Here is a 17,339-nt window from a genome sequence, read left to right as displayed (position 1 = left end):
AAGGTTAAATTATCAAATCGTGTGCCTATGAAATTCAGCGTTTTTTTCTAGGATCCGCATCGTGAAATCCTTGATATTACAGCATTTTGACCATTTTCATTTGCCTAAAATGGCCTCAAAACTGTCGAACTCGGGGTACACTTCCATCCCTTTTTCTGCTAATTCTTTGGCCGTTCGTTCATCTTCCTCTTTCGCTTTCGCCCTAATCCATTGCTCCGTTTGCTGTGCAGTCTCCGTTAAGAGATGTTTCGTTTTTTCAGGAAGCCGATCCCAAAAGTTTTTATTGACCGCAAGGATGAACTCCAAGTAGGAATAATTGTTTATCGTTAAATACTTAGCGACCTCATCGTAATGCCGTTGAAGCATCGCTGTCGTCCCTGATGTCGCTCCATCAATTGTTTTTCTTTGCAGCGCTGTATAGACTTCCCCTGCTCCCAAAAATACCGGCGATGCCCCATAAGCTTTGATCATTTCCGATGGAATGTCGCCAATGCTACGTATTTTCAATCCTTTAAAGTCTTCAGGTGACTTAAGCGGTCTGACGTTGTTGGCAAATTGTGCATAGCCATAATCGGCATACATGAGAACTTTTACCCCTTTTTCCTCCATCGCCTTGTTCAACTTTTCTCTCAACTCTCCAGACAGCGCTTTGCCAGCTGTTTCATGGTTAGGAAAAGCGTACGGGACATCAAAAATCCCCATTGCTGGAACTGTAGAAGCCCACAGTGTTGAGGAGTTGACCCCCATCTCCACCCCGCCGGTTAGTATGGCTTGGTTCATCTCTTTATCACTCAACAATTGCCCAGCAGGATATACTTGAATCTTCACCTTGCCTCCTGATTTTTCTGTCACCGTTTTGGCGAAATTTTCGACGCCAATGGAAATATGATGATCTTGCGGAAGATTGTAAGCCAGCCTGATGGTGACAGGTTCATATCCATTTTCCTCACCTTTATTCGGTTGTGGTTCCGCTGTGGAAGAACTTTTGCCGCATGCGCTTAACAGAATGGAAGCAGTCAATAAAGCTCCCACAAACAACGCTCGTTTTCTCACTTGCACTTCCCCCTTTTTTCTACTTGTCTTATTCTCCCTAATGGTTGATTGGATGTAAGACTAGCAGCGAAGTCAGCCGCCGCCAGCAATTTTTCAAAATCAATGTCTGTTCTAACCCCCATTCGTTCAAGCATATAAACCAAATCTTCGGTTGCTAAATTGCCCGCCGCTCCTGGGGCGAAAGGACATCCCCCTATGCCGCTGACAGACGTTTCAAATATGTTCACACCCGCTTCCAATGCCGCATAAGCATTGGCCAATCCCAGCCCCCTTGTATCATGGAGATGAATCGCAATAGGAATGGATGGCACCACCTGCATCACTTCAGCGAGCAGTTGTTTAACTTGTTTAGGAGTTGCGATTCCAATAGTATCGGCGATCCCAATCCGATCAACCCCGACTTCCGCCGCGCGTTCCACCAAGGATATAACTTTTGCTGGAGCTACTTCTCCCTCATAAGGACAACCAAAACTTACCGCTATGGAAAAACAGATTTTTATATTCAATGCCTTGCTTTCTTGAACAATCGTTTTGAACTGCCCGAAATTTTCGTCGATGCTCATCCCAATGTTTTTGCAATTGAATGTTTCGGTGGCGGCTGTTACCCAGTTCACCTCAGACACGTTTGTTTGTTTCGCCCGCTCGAATCCTTTTTGATTTGGAATCAATGCCACAAACTCAATTTCACCAAACGTTTCACATTGCTTTATGACTTGCTCAGCATCGGCCATTTGCGGAACTTTTCGGGGATGAACAAAAGAGGTGGCTTCAATTTTCTTCACATTGGAGTCAACAAGCATTTCAATCAGCCTTTTCTTTTTCTCAGTGGGAACGATAGCCGGTTCGTTTTGCAATCCGTCCCTAGGACTTACATCAATAATCTGGACGTCCGCCAAATTTAAATCACCCCTTCCTTTTTCAATTGTGTGAGTTGGTCATGAGAATAACCGAGCATCCTTACATACACTTCTTCATTGTGCTCTCCCAGCTTCGGTCCGACCCACTTCATTTGCCCTGGAGTGTCAGACAATTTTGGAACAATGCCGGGGAACAGGCACTCCGTCCCGTCCTCTAGTTTTACCGGCAATAACATGCCTCTCTCTTTATACTGAATATCATTCACAATATCTCGAATACTATAAATAGGTCCTGCCGGAACGGATGCTTCATCGAGGGCGTTTAGCACTTCTTCCAACGTGTGCTGTTTCGTCCATGCTTCTATTGCTTGATCAATCAACTCAGCATGTTCTGCTCTTCCTTGGTTGTTAGCGTATTGAGGATGATCAGCAAGGTCACGACGCCCAATTGTTTTCATGAGACGCTGGAATATATTATCGCTGTTTCCCCCGATAACAACATGCTTTCCGTCTTTGCATTCATACGTATTCGATGGCGCCACACCCGGGAGAGTGCTGCCCGTCCTCTCCCTTACAACACCGCTTAACACATACTCTGGCAATGCGCCTTCCAATAGACTGAACACTGATTCGTAAAGGGCGACATCAATCAGCTGACCTTTTCTTTCTTTATCTTCTTGTCTGACACGCAACGCCATTAACGTTCCGATCACGGCATACAACCCTGCAACGAGGTCTCCAATCGCGATTCCCACCCTTACCGGGGGACGGTCTGGATAACCCGTCAAATATCGCAATCCTCCTATCGCCTCAGCCACACTTCCAAATCCGGCCTTATCCCGGTAAGGTCCAGTTTGGCCATACCCGGATATCCTTGTCATAATGATAGACGGGTTTATTTTCTTTAACTCTTCATAACCCAACCCCCATTTTTCGAGCGTTCCCGGTTTAAAGTTTTCCAGCACGACATCAACTTTCGGGATGAGCTCTCTAATGATCTGTTGGCCTTCCGTTTTCCTTAAATTCACTGTAATCGATTTTTTATTTCTGGCTTGTACATACCACCAAATCGAAGAGTGGCCGTACATAATCCGCCAGCTTCTCAGCGGATCTCCCGATACCGGTTCTTCAACTTTAATCACTTCTGCGCCAAATTCAGCCATGATTTTCCCCGCAAACGGCGCCGCTACAAAATTCCCCATTTCCAATACTGTTATGCCTTCTAGAGGCAATGTCTTGGACACCCTTTTTTCACTTCCTCCCTTGGTAAATGCTTATATAATACTTGTAATCGCTTTCAATATGTTTTTCCATGCATTCCCTTGCTTTGTCTGCATCTCCTCTTTCAATGGCTTCGAATATTTGAATATGTTCTTGAATAGCTGATTTCATCCGCAACATATTTTGTTTTAAGATAGCAACTCTGTACAAACTGTTTATGCCGCGGATTTGTTCGATCATCCTAATTAAAAACGGATTTCGACTAGCTTCTACGATCCCCTCATGGAATTTTGTATTCATCTCGAGAATTTCTTTTAGCCCCAACGGTTGTGCATCTATGCCAATGAGCTGTCTCCTAAGATCTTCAATTTGGTTTTTCGTTATTCTCTGTGCAGCATAGTAGGCGGCAAGTGGTTCAAGCACCACCCTGCATTCATAAAGATACTGGAAGTTTTCAATATCAGGGCTGAATACCGCCACCCCTCCCCCCTTATTCACGGTGACAAGCCCCTCTTTTTCGAGCATGCGGATCGCTTCGCGAATAGGACTTCGGCTTACTTGAATTTGTTTCGCTATTTTTTCCTCTACGAGTCTTTCCCCTGGGGCAAATCCTCCTGTAATAATTTCCTCACGTAAATATTCATACACTTGCTTTTTCAACGTTTCTTTTTTCACTATTTGCTGTTTCAACGTTAACCACCTTCATTTTCGTCGACTGTATACAGGACATGCTCAATGTTGAGCCGATTGGCTCTGTTGTCATCATATTTATGAAACAAGGGAAAAAATTATGACATTGATTTTTATAACGAAAAAGACCATAACTCAGATATACTGCTTCATCCGACACATAAGTAAAACCGCCCATTGCTTCGAACTTCTGCTTAAAGGGGAGTCTGCCTTCTCCCTTGCTTATAGTTGCCTTCCCACCCACCTTTTTCTATAATGAAAGTACATCACACGCCCGGGAGGTTGCTTATGTCCAAAGAAAGTTCGTTCGATATCGTATCGAAAGTCGATTTGGCGGAAGTGGCGAACGCCATCAACATCGCCATGAAAGAAATCAAGACGCGCTATGACTTCAAAGGAAGCAAAAGCGACATTTCGCTCGAGAAAGACGAACTCGTTCTCATCTCCGACGACGAGTTTAAGCTTGAGCAGCTGAAAGATGTGCTCATCGGCAAGCTCATTAAGCGCGGAGTGGCGACGAAAAACATCCAATACGGCAAAATCGAGCCGGCCGCAGGCGGCACGGTGCGCCAGCGCGCCAAGCTCGTCCAAGGGATCGACAAAGAGAATGCGAAAAAGATCAACACGATCATCAAAAACACCGGCTTGAAAGTGAAAAGCCAAGTGCAAGACGACCAAATCCGCGTCAGCGGAAAAAGCAAAGACGACTTGCAAAAGGTGATCGCCGCCATTCGCGAAGCCGATTTGCCGATTGACGTGCAGTTTGTGAACTACCGCTGAAACAGGCAGAAGCGCGCTGCCTGTTTTTTCATCATATAGAAGAGTGATGTTTATAGGGGAGGAAGCAAGTGTGTCTGATTGGGGGATGGTTGTTTCGTTTCTTCTCGGCTTTTCCCTTCAATGGGCGTCCAAAAAATTGGAAAGATGGAACGCAGCCTTATACGTCCGGCTATTCGCTGCATTGATTGGAGCGGTTTGGGCATGGTGCGGTTTTGTTCAAGGCGGATTGCTGCAGTCTGTTGCGATGTTCGGCGCGTTTTGGCTCAGTTGTGAAGTCATCCCGCTGCCAAAACGAAACCGCGTGCCAACATATGACATCATGGCCGAACTGCAAGCGAAAGGAGCAAAAGAAAATTCTTGTTCCGCGCGAAAAAACGCGAGCGTTGCTTGATATCGGCTTCTCGGCCTTATTCATCGGCATCGCCATTCCGTATTTTTGGATTGGCTCTCCATCTCCCGTTGTGGAGCTGTTTCTCTTATACGGCTTTTTATCGATGGCGGCGGGACTTTTCAAACGGATGGCGCTTTTTCGTTCGCTCCGCCTGTTTTATGACCAACACGACCATGCGCTCTATCTCATCTCTTCCGTTGAGGTGAAGCGATATCCATTGGATCAGTGCGTTGACATCCAAATGCATACAGCCCCGGATATTTTGCAGCTATTCCATCTGTTTCACTTGTTCTCCCCTCATGCCGACTATACCGTCAACATAGGAAAAACGTAGAAACTGTCGTTTCCAGGGGAGCGAGTGTATCTCAATCCTGGATCGCTGGCATCAATGAACATTCTTCCAAAACCGTTGTCTTCACAGAAAGTGATTCGCATCCAGCCGTTTTATCATCCAAGCAATTGGAAGCGGCTGCTTGGAAAAGTGTATTTCTCCGCGGGCCGATGTATTGGCGCATTCATTCGCTCCGCACAACCGAAATCGGATGGAGCACTAAAAAACTTCGATTATGGTGGCGCGACTGTTGGCGCGAATCACTTCCTGATTTTGTGAAAAAGTGGCTGCATATATAGATGCAACGAAATCGTTTCACATATCTTTGACGGAAGACCGAACAACAACCTGGAAACAGCGTTGTTCGGTCACCCGACAGCCGGGTGCAATGACCGGCAAAAGCGATAAATGTTAAACAGACAACCATCATCAGACGCCAACCATTCTTCCGACCAGAACATCGGCAACAGTGATCACCAGCGCCGCTCCGACAATCGGCCTCACAAGGCGCATCGCCTCCCCTTCCCCGCCGGGGCGGCCGATGCAGAAGCAACCAGAGCAAAGCGGCTGAAGCGATCCTTAATCTATTATCGGTATTTCCGAATGACGGGCATCCAATAGGTGCTTCTTCACTGTACCGCCAAGATGGCGTTGTATTAAACAGGCCAGTTCCTCTAACGCTTGATGAAGCGCTTCATGCCTTGTGTCATCTATTGATTCCATGCAAAGAAAGGCGCGCTTCGTCTGTTCGGTGAGCATCGTCCGTTGGGCTTCCCGCCAATTCCAGCAGCGGCATATGACTCCCATGTCATCTTTATACACGATTTCCCCTTCATACGGTGGGTCGTTTTCCTCTCCTTCCAACGGGATGAATGGTTCATTGCCATCCGCCAGCGCCAGCCGGATGTCGCCGACAAATGTGTCGATATCCTCTCCACCACATGGAAGCCCGTAGCGCAATGAAATACAGTTATAGATATCCACAAGCGGGTTGATCGTTGGAATGTGATGGCCGTTTTTCACTCTTTTCAACAGCGCTTCAACCGAACAACGCGCCCCTTTTTTTGTTCTGAATCGTCGAAATGCCTCTCGCCAAACACTGATGACGGGGTTGCGGCTCAACTCTTCAAACTCTAGGAATTTCCGTGCCTCTTTCTCCGCCTCCCGCAGCATTTGTTCGTAAACACTGGCATTCTTGATGCTGTTGTCAATCCCTTGGGCAACGACCACACCGATTTTGGCATGGGGAAATATGGCCCAAACATCGTCTTCAACAACAAAACGTGTCATCATTCACTCCTCCATTTCCTTACGGTTTCGAAGGGTTCGCCAATGCGGAGAATAGTCCTAACAAGATATAACAACAGCCCGCCACCCGGTTCATCACCTTCACACTTCCTTTCTTGGCAGCCAGCCGTTTGCGGATGCCCGCGGCCAACATGGCATACAAGCTGTCATTCAGCAAGGCGAGAACAACAAATATCGCCCCCAAAAGCAAAAATTGACCAGCCACCGATCCAGCAGAAGGCGAAATAAATTGGGGAAAAAAGGCAAGAAAAAAGAGCGCTGTTTTTGGATTGGTCACTTCGACAAATAGAGATTCGTAAAACACTTGCGCCAATGTTTTCTCCTTGGCCTTCGTGTTCGGGATTTCCTCATCCTTGGTGGAAGCAAAAAATAACGTTTTGCCTCCCAAATAGATAAGATAAACGGCTCCTAAATATTTGATCATCGTAAAGGCAGCCGCCGATGTCATCAAAATCGCGGAAACGCCCACGGCTCCAAGGATAACATAGACAGCGCCCCCAAAAGCTACGCCGAGCACCGATACAACCCCTGCTTTCGTTCCTTGGCTCATGCTCCTAGCCATGATGTACAATACTGCCGGTCCGGGGACGATGAGCAGCGCCGTGGCTGCCACTATAAACACACCGATCGCCGCAAGATCCATCACATCTCACTCCTTCATTTTCTATTTCACTGCTGTTGCTTTTTCATCAGGAAAGCGATTTGCTTTTCGTTTTCAAATGGCATTTGCTCGAGCTGCTTGATGATCCGTTCTTGTCGGTGTGCAGGATGGTTTTGGCTCAACTTGGCTTTTCCTTCGATTCGTTTGATGATGATTTTGAAAGCTTGAATTCCTTTGTTCATGCCGGACAGCATCCTAGAATCGACCTCTGACAGCTGGTAACGGCTGCCCGGTGCTTCGTATTTTTCTACCATATCGTGCAGCGACTGCATGATTTCTTCTTCATCGTCGATCAACTCCACGTTCCCATACACATGGACGGCCACATAATTCCATGTTGGCACCGCCTGGTTCGTTTCATACCAAGAAGGAGAAATATAACAATGCGGACCGTGGAAAATCGCCAAGACCGTCTGATGTTGAATGTCGTTCCATTGCGGATTCGAACGGGCAAAATGGCCGTACAAACACGTTTTCTCTCGATCGAGCAACAGCGGCAAATGGGTGGCAAACAGCTCCCCTTGATGCATCGACACCAAGGTGGCAAAACTGTTCTCCTCGATCACCTCATAGACGACAGACATATCGTTGATGACAAAATGCTTCGGAATATACATCAGTCCTCTCCCCCCATCTTTTCAATTACAGCATTCCATTGTTCACAATGTATAATATAATCAAAACTGACATAAAAAAAGTGACAATAACAAAAAAATAAACATGTCAGAAGGATGAACATGAAGACGATCATTTTTGACTTGAAGGACGGCTCGCCTAAATACAAGCAAATCTACGAAAAATTGAAATCATTGATTGAACAAGGCGACATTCGAGCTAATGAGCCGCTTCCTTCCATTCGCCAACTCGCCGAATCATTAAATGTCAGCCGGAACACAACTTTAATGGCTTACGAACAGCTAGTAGCGGAAGGATATATTCGCGCGGAAAAACGAAAAGGGTATTTTGCCAATGAAGTGGAACCTCTTTTCATTCCAAAAGCCCGCATTTCTGCACGCCAATCGGCAAGGGAAGCAGCAACGTCCGTTGTTGTCGATTTTCGCGCCGATACCGTCGATGCCGATCATTTCCCCGTTAAAGCATGGAGAAGAATTTCCAATCAAGTATTGGCGGCCAAAGGATGTTTTCGCTATGGGGATCCGTTTGGGGAATTATGCTTGCGCAAACAAATCTCCATCTATCTTCTCGAATCCCGCGGGGTGATCACAGAGCCAAACGCCATCATCATTGGAAGCAGCACACAGCAAATGCTTCTCTCCCTTGGCCATATTCTAAAAGATGAGTTCAACAGCGTGATCGTCGAAGACCCTGGCTATGACGGCGCCAGAGAAGCGTTTTTGTTTCACCGCTTTCAGCTGGAAACGGTGCCTGTTTCCGAAACCGGCATCGATCTTTCGCCGCTCGAGAACAGGCGATCGCGGCTCATCTATGTCACCCCTTCGCATCAAAGCCCCATGGGAGTCAGCATGCCGATCCAGCAGCGGCACAGGCTCATTCAATGGGTGAACAACGTCGATGGCTATATTATCGAGGACGATTACGACAGCGAATTCCGTTACACGCAAAAGCCGTTTCCTGCTCTTTCCTCCATTGATTCGTCAAGAGTCATTTATCTGGGCAATTTCTCAAAATCGTTTCTGCCTGGGATTCGCTTAAGTTACATGGTGTTGCCGCCGTCGCTTTTGGACCGTTATCAGCAGCGGTTTCGCCTTTTCGAAAGCACTGCGTCCATCCTCAGCCAATTGGCGATGGCCAAATTTATGGAGGAGGGGGAATGGGGCCGCCATATTAAACGCATGCGCCTCGTGTATAGACGAAAAATGGAGCACTTAACATCACTGCTGCGAAAAGCATTTGGAGATATGATCTCCATTATTGGCGAACAGTCCGGTTTATACGTGTTAATCAAAGTTCAGTCGGATTGTACAGAAGAACAGTTGCTTCAGCGCGCCCTATCGTGTGGGGTAAAAGTGTATCCCACTTCGCGCTATTTTGTGAACCAACAGCCGGACCAACCCATGATCAAGATCGGTTTTAGCGGCTTGTCGCTCGAGGATATTGAGCTTGGAGTCCAACTGCTCAAAAAAGCGTGGTGTTGACGACGACTTCAAGGAAAACGACCCTCTTTTTACACAAGCTCCCGGAGTCCCTGTCTTGGCGTGTATTTTTGATCGGTTTCTAATGTCACGTTAATTTTAAATATTTACTTTTTTTCTTTTTTTGTATAATGCAATTAAATACAGGAAAAGAAAGGGTAGAAAAAAATGATCACCGTGCAAGACGTAAACAAAATCTATCCGCCAAACCGCCAAGTATTACATGATGTCTCTCTCGAACTGGTTGAAGGGGATCGGCTTATTCTGTTAGGGCCGAATGGAGCCGGAAAAACTACTTTAATAAGGTGCATCATCGGGCTTACCGCACCAGACAGCGGCAGCATCTATGTCAATGGAGTGGATGTTGTCCGCCATCCAGATGAAGCACGCGAGTCGATTGCGGTCGTATTTGAAGAAGCTGACAACTCCTATTCCTATTTAACTGTTTTGGAAAATCTCTTATACTTCGGCTTGCTGAACAAATGGAGTCGTGCTGAAGCAAAACGAAGAGCCGAACGAATGATGGCCGTGTTGAATCTAACCCCATACGCTGAGCGTCTTACCCAAACCCTTTCACGTGGGATGAAACAAAAACTGGCATTTGCGATCGCCTTAATGAAAGGAGCGCCGTTTTTGTTCCTTGATGAGCCGACTCTTGGCCTTGATGTGGAGTCGCAGCATCATATCCGCACCATGTTAACGGAAGAAAACCAATGGTGGAAAGCCGTTCTCATCACCACCCATGACATTCCTTTTGCCCACGCCGTTGGAAATAAGTTTGTCTTTATCCAAGACGGAAAAATCGTTTGGAGCGGCACAAAAGAACATTTTTCAACTCCAGCCGACCTTGAAACTCATTTTTTGGCCGCTGTTCGTTCCAACCTATCCGCCTAAGGAGGTGAGTCGGTTGTCCCCGCAAATTTTGAATGTAGTATTGGCTTCCTTTTTGAAAAAAAGGGCAGAGTATCGTCGGTATTGGTTCGATTTTACCGTTGGACTTATCATTAAATTTGTCTTTTTTCTCGGTACGCTGTACGCAAGCCCAATACAGACCGGAAAAGAAGCGACGGTCAAACTGTTCGGTTTCAGCCTTTGGTACTTAAGTGCTCATTTGATCTCGAAGCTCGGCAACACGGTGATCGAAGAAGCGTATCTCGGCACCGCCGAGCAAGTGCTTTCCACCAAGACTGCTCCATGGAAAATTTTGATCAGCGTAGTGATCGCTGAAATCGCGTTATCGTCCATGTGGGTGACGCTCTTTTTCGTTTGTGCGGCTTTGATGATCGGATTTTCCGAAATTCTCTCGGGAATCGCATCCATGATAACGGAGATCGTCATCTTTGGCGGCGTCAGCCTCATCGGGATGACGGGAATCGGCGTGTTCATTTTAGGGCTGTCCCTTCGCTTAAAGCAAGTGGGAGCCGTTACCGAGGTGCTGCTTTATTATTTATTGATCTTCTCAGGATTTTTTCTATCTTCGAATGTATTGCCGACAGCGTTTCATATTCTCAACTGCTTTTCTCCTCTTTCTTGGGCCGTGCAAGGAGTGAATGAAGGATGGCCCGTATTCTTTCCTGCTCTCGGTATCTCGCTATTCTGGCTGGCCATGGGCTCATTGGTCTTGAAGCAACAATGGCATTGGGCGAGAAAAAATGGAAAAATCGGAAGCTACGTCTAAAAGAGTGGACGTTATCCCTCACCTTTTGCACCCTTTCGGCGAAAATCGAGAGGATGTTTTCGCGACCATGCCGAATGAATCCTCGGCACTCAGGGAAAGCAAAGGAGTTTTCATAACACGGACATCTTGCGCGAAGAGAGCTCTCTTTATTCCGACGCCGGCTGCGAACATCAGTTGATCAACACGGGCAAAGAAGCGTGCCGCTATGATCAGATTATTCACTCGCCTGCTTCGAAAACATGACCCATAGTCATGTCCGCCCAAGGCGTTGCTTTTTTTTTGCCGTCACATAGAAAGAAATCACCGCATCGACGGCGAATAAAAGAGATGGCATTTCTTTGACGGAGGTGTGTGAATGAACATCGGCCAAGAATATTTGCGAGTGGTGCGCGCGCGCTTTCTCGACATGAAAAAGACCGCCGAACAGGCTATGGACCAATGTTCGGAGGAACAGCTGTTCCATTGCTTTCATGAGGAGACAAACAGCATCGCCATCATTGTCAAACATATGAGCGGAAATATGGTGTCGCGCTGGACAGACTTTTTGTCATCGGATGGGGAAAAACCGGACCGAAACCGCGATGATGAGTTTATTAACGACTTCCATACGCGCAAAGAAGTCATGGATTGCTGGGAAAAGGGGTGGTCTGCTTTCTTTCAGACGCTGAACGAACTGCAAGAAACGGATTTGTTGCGGACGGTCACGATCCGCGGCGAACCCCATTCCGTCATCGAAGCCATTGAGCGGCAAATGTACCATTATTCGTATCATATCGGGCAAATCGTCTATATCGCGAAACAGCTGAACGCAAACAACTGGAAAACACTGACCATACCAAGAAATCGAAAAACAACATAGGCAACTCCTTACTCGAATCATCTTGCAAACGCCATCCACCCCTCGGAACCGTCAGCCGATAAAGGTGGATGGCTTCTTTTTGTTGCTTGTTGTTCCTTCCCAATCCTATCGCTTATCGGGATCACGGTCAGCGCCTTGAAAGTTTCACAATACCGACCAACAAACAAACCATCCCCGCTCCCCACGCCATCCCCGCCTTGCCAAGAAGGAGGGAGATTTCTTCGGATGCCTGCGCATGGGTAAGATCAAAGGAAATCGCCTTCAGCGCAAATGAAACAGCCAGAGACAGCAACAAGAAATGGGCCAATATCCACAGAAACACTCGCCCTTCTCGATTCCTTCGCCAAAGAAAAACGATTGTCACAACCGCGATCAACATCACAACCGAAAAGCCGCCGATGAGCATATCCATCACATTTTCTTCCATAGGCAAATGATTGGGCAACGTTCCCACCTCCTCTTTTTCATCATATCATGTCTTTCTATTCTTCTTCCCTGCGTCCGATCCCTTCTTGTATGTGAAGCCGCCCATGGGCTTCTTCGTTCCCGCGTGCTAGGGAAGCGGCGCAACCCTTTACGCAAACGACAAGCAGGCGCCCATCTCCCTATTACAGAGGGCGGCGCCTGCTCTGATTGTATAGATGCAATGTAAAGCTTTAACTTTACCGGTCATTGCATCCGATTGTCGAGTGACCGAACAACGCCGCTTAAAGACCCAGGAATGGGTCTGTGAAGCGAGTCGTTGTTCGGTCTTCCGTCACGCTAAAGCGTGACGGAGGCAAGCCTGTGGCTTGTGCCTTCGACAGTCAAAAATGGATAAGCCACTTTTTCGTCAAGGATATGTGAAACGATTTCGTTGCATCTATATGGTTACTTTTGCTGCATCTTAAACTCCAAAAACAGCTCGTTGTAGTAGGCGAGCATGTGTTTTCCTAAGTTTTCGTACACTTCGAGATGCCCTGCTGAATCCAAATCGGGGTAAAAGCGCCGATCGCCCGCGATGTCTTTTGGCAAATAGCGAAGCGCCTTTTTATTCGGCGTCGAATAGCCGACATACTCGGCGTTTTGCGCCGCGTGTTTCGGGTCGAGCATAAAGTTGATGAACGCGTGCGCTCCTTCGATGTTTTTCGCTGTTTTCGGAATGACCATGTTGTCAAACCATAAGTTGGAGCCTTCTTTCGGCACGACATAGTCGAGCTTGTCGTTTTCGGCAATGATTTCGGCCGCGTCGCCTGACCAGACGACGCCGATGGCCGCTTCCTCGTCGGCGAGAAGCAGCTTGATTTCATCGCCGACAATCGCCTTCACGTTCGGCATAAGCCGGTCGAGCTTCCGCTTCGCTTCTTGCAAATGGGCTTTGTTCGTGTCATTCAGCGAATAGCCGAGGCTGTTCAACGCCATCCCCATCACTTCCCGCGCCCCGTCGACAAGCAAAATTTGATTGCGCAAGCTTGGATCCCATAAGTCGTTCCAGCTCGTCATTCTTTTGCCGCCAAGCATCTCGCGGTTGTAGACGATGCCGACCGTTCCCCAAAAATACGGCACTGAATACCGGTTGTGCGGGTCAAACGGCAAGTTGAGAAACCGCGGTTCGATATATTGCAAATTGGGAAGCTTTCGGTGATCAAGCGGCAGAAGCAGCTTTTCCTCGATCATTTTGCTGATGGCGTAATCGGACGGAACGGCGACATCAAACGTCGCCCCGCCTTGGGCGATTTTCGCCATCATCGCCTCGTTGGAATCGAACGTTTGGTAAATCACTTTCCACCCTGTCTCTTTTTCAAACTCTCGAATGAGCGCAGGGTCGATGTAATCGCCCCAGTTGTAAACGGTCACCGTTTTGCCTCCGCCGTACCCTTCCGCTTCGTTCAACCGGTGGGTGATGAACATGAGGACGAACGCCGCGATAAACACGGCCGCAAACCCTTGGACAAGCCGTTTCACCTACTTTCGCCCCCCTATCCCGTACATTCGGCCGCCTTTTTGGCTGAGCACATAATAACCGATGACAAGCAGCATCGTAAATAAAAATAACAGCGTCGACAGGGCGTTAATGGACAGCGAAATGCCTTGGCGCGCCCGCGAATAAATTTCCACCGACAGCGTCGAGAATCCATTTCCCGTGACAAAAAACGTCACGGCGAAGTCATCGAGCGAATACGTAAGCGCCATGAAAAAGCCCGCCCATATGCTTGGCGCCAAAAACGGCAGCACGACGCTTGACAGCACTTGCCAAGGCCCTGCTCCTAAATCTCTAGCCGCATCAATCAGCGTCGGGCTCATTTCCTCGAGTTTCGGCAGCACCATCAACACGACAATCGGCACGCTAAAAGCGATATGGGACAACAGCACAGATGTAAACCCTAGTTGAATGCCAGCGATCGTAAACAACAGCAAAAACGAAGCGCCGATGATGACGTCTGGGCTGACGATCAGCACGTTGTTGAGAGCGAGAAGAGCGTTTTTCGTTCGCTGCCGCTTGACATAGTAAATGGCGAGCGCCCCGATGACCCCAAGTATGGTCGCGACCGCCGCCGACAGCAGCGCGATGACGATTGTATTCAAAACGATGATGAGCAAGCGGTCGTCGGACAGCACGTCGCGGTACCACTTCAACGTGAACGATTGAAAATCGTGCATCGTCCCGCCGCTGTTGAACGAATAATACATCAAATACACAATCGGCGTATACATCACGGCAAACACGGCTAACAGGTACACACGTCCCCACCAATGCGTCCGTTTCATCGGCTTCCCTCTTTTCTTCCACTTCCTGTCAGGCCGACGATGACCGCCATCGCGATCATTAACACAACAGCGATCGTCGCCCCCATTCCCCAGTTTTGGGTGACAAGAAAATGCTGTTCAATGGCGGTGCCGAGCGTAATGACGCGGTTGCCAGCGACAAGGCGCGTAATCATAAACAACGACAACGACGGGATGAACACCGCTTGGCAGCCGGCCTTCACCCCACTAAGCGTGAGCGGGAAAACGACGCGGCGGAACGTCGTCCACGCTGAAGCGCCTAAATCGCGGGCGGCATCGACAAGCGATGGCGGCAGCTCCTCCAGCGCGTTGAAAATCGGCAGCACCATAAACGGAATAAAAATGTACACCGACACAAACACAAAACTGAAATCGGTAAACAACAGCTGCCGCGCTCCAATGCCAAGCGTCTGCAACAGGGCGTTGGCCAGCCCGTACGTGCCGAGCAGCCCTAAAAACGCATACACCTTCAGCAGCAAATTCACCCACATCGGCAAGATGAGCAACAACAGCCATAACTGCTTGTGCCTCGTCTTTGTCAGCCAATAGGCGGTCGGATAGCCAATCAACAGCGACACAAGAGTAATCAAAAACGCGTACCAAAACGAATACGCCATCATTTTTAAATAAATGGGCGTCAACACGTTTTCATAATTCGCCACCGTCCAATGTCCGTCTATATCCAAAAACGATTCATATAATAAAAAGACGATCGGAGCGATGACAAACAACACCAACCAAATGCCATAAGGGATTAAATACCAGTTTCGCCACGCCCGTTCCGTCATGCGCCCTCATCCTCCCTTTCGACTCGCATGACGTGAATCGCTTCCGGTTCAAAACGGAGGCCGACCGTTTCCCCGACTTCCGCCTTTTTCGTCGAATGGACAAGCCATTCGTTGCCGTTTTCATCATAGCCGCAAATTTCGTAATGGACGCCGCGGAATAAGAGCGAATCGACGCGGATGACGATCTGCCCGTCTTCCGGCGCTGCGAGTTCCAAATCTTCCGGGCGGATGACGACATCAACCGGTTCGTTCGGGGCAAAGCCGCGGTCAACGCAAACAAACCGCTTGCCCGCGAATTCGACGAGGAAATCGTCGATCATGCGCCCCGACAAAATGTTCGATTCCCCGATGAAATCGGCGACGAATCGGTTGATGGGCTCGTCGTAAATGTCTTTCGGCGTCCCGAACTGCTGAATTTTCCCTTTATTCAGAACAAAAATGTAATCGGACATCGCCAGCGCTTCTTCTTGGTCATGCGTGACAAAAATAAACGTAATGCCCAATCGACGTTGGAGCTCACGCAATTCATACTGCATTTCCGTGCGCAATTTCAAATCCAAGGCTGACAGCGGTTCATCCAAGAGCAACACCTCAGGTTCATTGACAATCGCCCGGGCAATGGCGACGCGCTGGCGTTGGCCGCCGGACATCTCTTGAATGCGGCGGCGCTCATAGCCTTCCAAGTTGACAAACCGGAGCGCTTCGCTCACTTTTTGGCGGATGTCCGCTTCTTTCATCTTTTTCACGCGCAAGCCAAATGCCACGTTTTCAAACACATCGAGGTGAGGAAACAACGCATAGTCTTGAAAGACAGTGTTGACTTGCCGTTTGTTCGGCGGGACGTTTTGAATCGGCTTCCCGTGGAAATAAATCGTTCCTTCCGTCGGTTCGATAAACCCGGCAATCAGCCGCAAAATCGTCGTCTTCCCGCACCCTGACGGGCCAAGCAGCGTATAAAACTTCCCGCGCTCCATCGCAAAACTGACGTCATCCAATACGACCGTTCCGTCGTATTCCTTCGTCACTCGCTCGAAGCGGATGATCTCTTCCCCGTTCACTTCCAGCCCCCCGTCTTCTTGATGTTCACTATTCCTAATTAGAACATAGGAGAGTGGAAAGTGCAACGGAAAAATCCTTGATCACACGTATGAAAACTGAATTTTTCCTGAAGATCCCGCCGTCATTTTTCTATTTTATCTTCATTGTTTGGACGTGTAAGCGAGATTATGCGGGAGCCAGGGAAGCGCTCTTGATGAACGTGAGAAGCAATGAGATAAGCATGTTGACGGTCGCCTTGAATCCACTCCGCCAACCGATCGCGACTTAGCCTATCAAGGGAATTGAACGGTTCATCCATCAAATACAATTCGACCGGGCGGGCTAAAGCAATCGCAATATGCAGTTTTTGTTTTGTTCCTAATGAATACTGATCCACCGGGAGCGGGAGCATCTCCTCCATTCCAAGCAGACTGCATAATTCGTTCGCTTTGCGGACGTACTGTTGATCCAGCTTCCATAAAAGCCGGAAACATTCGATATTTTCATAACCCGTCAATTTTGAAAACATGACAGTCTCGGATGTCACATAAGACAAATGAGCGCGCATGTCGGGAAGCTGAATCGGATTGCCTTTATAAAAGGCTTGATAATGCAGCTCTCCTTTATCGAGCAATCCCGAAATAATATGCAAAAGAGTCGTTTTCCCCACTCCATTGGGGCCGGTGAGAAGCACGGTCTCCCCTGAAAAAATGGAAAATGAGAATTGCTGAAAAATCGTGGCTCCCCCATCATAGCGATACGTCAAGTTTTGCAATGAAAATAACGGTTCCATCTATTTCTTCC

At 48.1% G+C, this 17,339-nt stretch carries 19 protein-coding genes; 6 read left to right on the top strand and 13 right to left on the bottom strand.

Features of this window, described 5'->3' with window-relative positions:
* Positions 1-96: 96 nt before the first annotated feature.
* The 4 genes from GHH_RS03430 to GHH_RS03415 are packed head-to-tail and all read right to left on the bottom strand — an operon-like array spanning position 97 to position 3,821.
* Positions 97-1,053: a DctP family TRAP transporter solute-binding subunit gene (locus tag GHH_RS03430; RefSeq protein ID WP_015374096.1), complete on the bottom strand. Its 957-nt coding sequence runs from the start codon at positions 1,051-1,053 to the stop codon at positions 97-99.
* Positions 1,050-1,949 (bottom strand): hydroxymethylglutaryl-CoA lyase, encoded by a 900-nt coding sequence (locus GHH_RS03425; protein ID WP_015374095.1) that lies wholly within the window; start codon positions 1,947-1,949, stop codon positions 1,050-1,052. Before GHH_RS03425 ends, GHH_RS03430 begins: the two co-directional genes overlap by 4 nt.
* A 2-nt stretch (positions 1,950-1,951) precedes the next feature.
* Positions 1,952-3,154, bottom strand: coding sequence for a CaiB/BaiF CoA-transferase family protein (locus tag GHH_RS03420; protein ID WP_015374094.1), 1,203 nt, complete (start codon positions 3,152-3,154; stop codon positions 1,952-1,954).
* Between the two features lie 7 nt (positions 3,155-3,161).
* Positions 3,162-3,821 (bottom strand): GntR family transcriptional regulator, encoded by a 660-nt coding sequence (locus GHH_RS03415; protein WP_015374093.1) that lies wholly within the window; start codon positions 3,819-3,821, stop codon positions 3,162-3,164.
* Between the two features lie 288 nt (positions 3,822-4,109).
* Here GHH_RS03415 and GHH_RS03410 point away from each other — a divergent pair, with 288 nt between their 5' ends.
* Positions 4,110-4,601, top strand: coding sequence for a YajQ family cyclic di-GMP-binding protein (locus tag GHH_RS03410; RefSeq protein WP_015374092.1), 492 nt, complete (start codon positions 4,110-4,112; stop codon positions 4,599-4,601).
* 311 nt (positions 4,602-4,912) lie between these two features.
* Entirely contained in the window at positions 4,913-5,326 is a 414-nt protein-coding gene (locus tag GHH_RS19365) for a hypothetical protein (protein WP_041470411.1), read from the top strand.
* Positions 5,327-5,902: 576 nt separating this feature from the next.
* On the opposite strand, the gene GHH_RS03390 is transcribed toward GHH_RS19365, so the two are convergent.
* Genes GHH_RS03390 through GHH_RS03380 form a run of 3 tightly spaced genes read right to left on the bottom strand, consistent with a single transcriptional unit; the run spans position 5,903 to position 7,909 of the window.
* The gene (locus tag GHH_RS03390) at positions 5,903-6,613 is read right to left on the bottom strand and encodes a B3/4 domain-containing protein (protein WP_015374089.1); all 711 of its coding nucleotides are present in this window, start codon (positions 6,611-6,613) and stop codon (positions 5,903-5,905) included.
* 19 nt (positions 6,614-6,632) lie between these two features.
* The gene (locus GHH_RS03385) at positions 6,633-7,274 is read right to left on the bottom strand and encodes a LysE family translocator (RefSeq protein ID WP_015374088.1); all 642 of its coding nucleotides are present in this window, start codon (positions 7,272-7,274) and stop codon (positions 6,633-6,635) included.
* 26 nt (positions 7,275-7,300) lie between these two features.
* On the bottom strand, positions 7,301-7,909 hold the full coding sequence (locus tag GHH_RS03380) for an FMN-binding negative transcriptional regulator (protein WP_015374087.1): 609 nt from the start codon (positions 7,907-7,909) through the stop codon (positions 7,301-7,303).
* Positions 7,910-8,029: 120 nt separating this feature from the next.
* Here GHH_RS03380 and GHH_RS03375 point away from each other — a divergent pair, with 120 nt between their 5' ends.
* The 4 genes from GHH_RS03375 (at position 8,030) to GHH_RS03360 (ending at position 11,943) form a co-directional block, all read left to right on the top strand.
* Entirely contained in the window at positions 8,030-9,409 is a 1,380-nt protein-coding gene (locus GHH_RS03375; protein ID WP_015374086.1) for a PLP-dependent aminotransferase family protein, read from the top strand.
* Positions 9,410-9,574: 165 nt separating this feature from the next.
* Positions 9,575-10,300, top strand: coding sequence for an ABC transporter ATP-binding protein (locus GHH_RS03370; RefSeq protein WP_015374085.1), 726 nt, complete (start codon positions 9,575-9,577; stop codon positions 10,298-10,300).
* A gap of 4 nt (positions 10,301-10,304) precedes the next feature.
* Positions 10,305-11,084: an ABC transporter permease gene (locus GHH_RS03365; protein WP_236612584.1), complete on the top strand. Its 780-nt coding sequence runs from the start codon at positions 10,305-10,307 to the stop codon at positions 11,082-11,084.
* A gap of 355 nt (positions 11,085-11,439) precedes the next feature.
* Positions 11,440-11,943 (top strand): DUF1572 domain-containing protein, encoded by a 504-nt coding sequence (locus GHH_RS03360; RefSeq protein WP_015374083.1) that lies wholly within the window; start codon positions 11,440-11,442, stop codon positions 11,941-11,943.
* Between the two features lie 127 nt (positions 11,944-12,070).
* Here GHH_RS03360 and GHH_RS03355 read toward each other — a convergent pair whose 3' ends face one another.
* From GHH_RS03355 to GHH_RS03330, 6 genes are all read right to left on the bottom strand, one after another.
* Entirely contained in the window at positions 12,071-12,388 is a 318-nt protein-coding gene (locus tag GHH_RS03355) for a hypothetical protein (protein ID WP_015374082.1), read from the bottom strand.
* Positions 12,389-12,813: 425 nt separating this feature from the next.
* Positions 12,814-13,887: an ABC transporter substrate-binding protein gene (locus GHH_RS03350; RefSeq protein WP_015374081.1), complete on the bottom strand. Its 1,074-nt coding sequence runs from the start codon at positions 13,885-13,887 to the stop codon at positions 12,814-12,816.
* Positions 13,888-14,691, bottom strand: a complete 804-nt coding sequence (locus GHH_RS03345) for an ABC transporter permease (RefSeq protein WP_015374080.1) — start codon at positions 14,689-14,691, stop codon at positions 13,888-13,890. It abuts the gene before it with no gap.
* On the bottom strand, positions 14,688-15,497 hold the full coding sequence (locus GHH_RS03340; protein WP_011230227.1) for an ABC transporter permease: 810 nt from the start codon (positions 15,495-15,497) through the stop codon (positions 14,688-14,690). The genes GHH_RS03345 and GHH_RS03340 overlap by 4 nt, the downstream gene beginning before the upstream one ends.
* The gene (locus tag GHH_RS03335) at positions 15,494-16,555 is read right to left on the bottom strand and encodes an ABC transporter ATP-binding protein (protein ID WP_041470407.1); all 1,062 of its coding nucleotides are present in this window, start codon (positions 16,553-16,555) and stop codon (positions 15,494-15,496) included. The genes GHH_RS03340 and GHH_RS03335 overlap by 4 nt, the downstream gene beginning before the upstream one ends.
* 122 nt (positions 16,556-16,677) lie before the next feature.
* Entirely contained in the window at positions 16,678-17,328 is a 651-nt protein-coding gene (locus tag GHH_RS03330) for an ABC transporter ATP-binding protein (RefSeq protein ID WP_011230225.1), read from the bottom strand.
* Positions 17,329-17,339: the final 11 nt, after the last annotated feature.

The sequence above is a fragment of the Geobacillus sp. GHH01 genome (assembly GCF_000336445.1).
In the GTDB taxonomy this organism is placed as follows: Bacteria; Bacillota; Bacilli; order Bacillales; family Anoxybacillaceae; genus Geobacillus; species Geobacillus zalihae.
The sequence above is the reverse complement of the archived record's forward strand: the minus strand, read 5'-3'. Positions and strand labels throughout refer to the sequence as shown.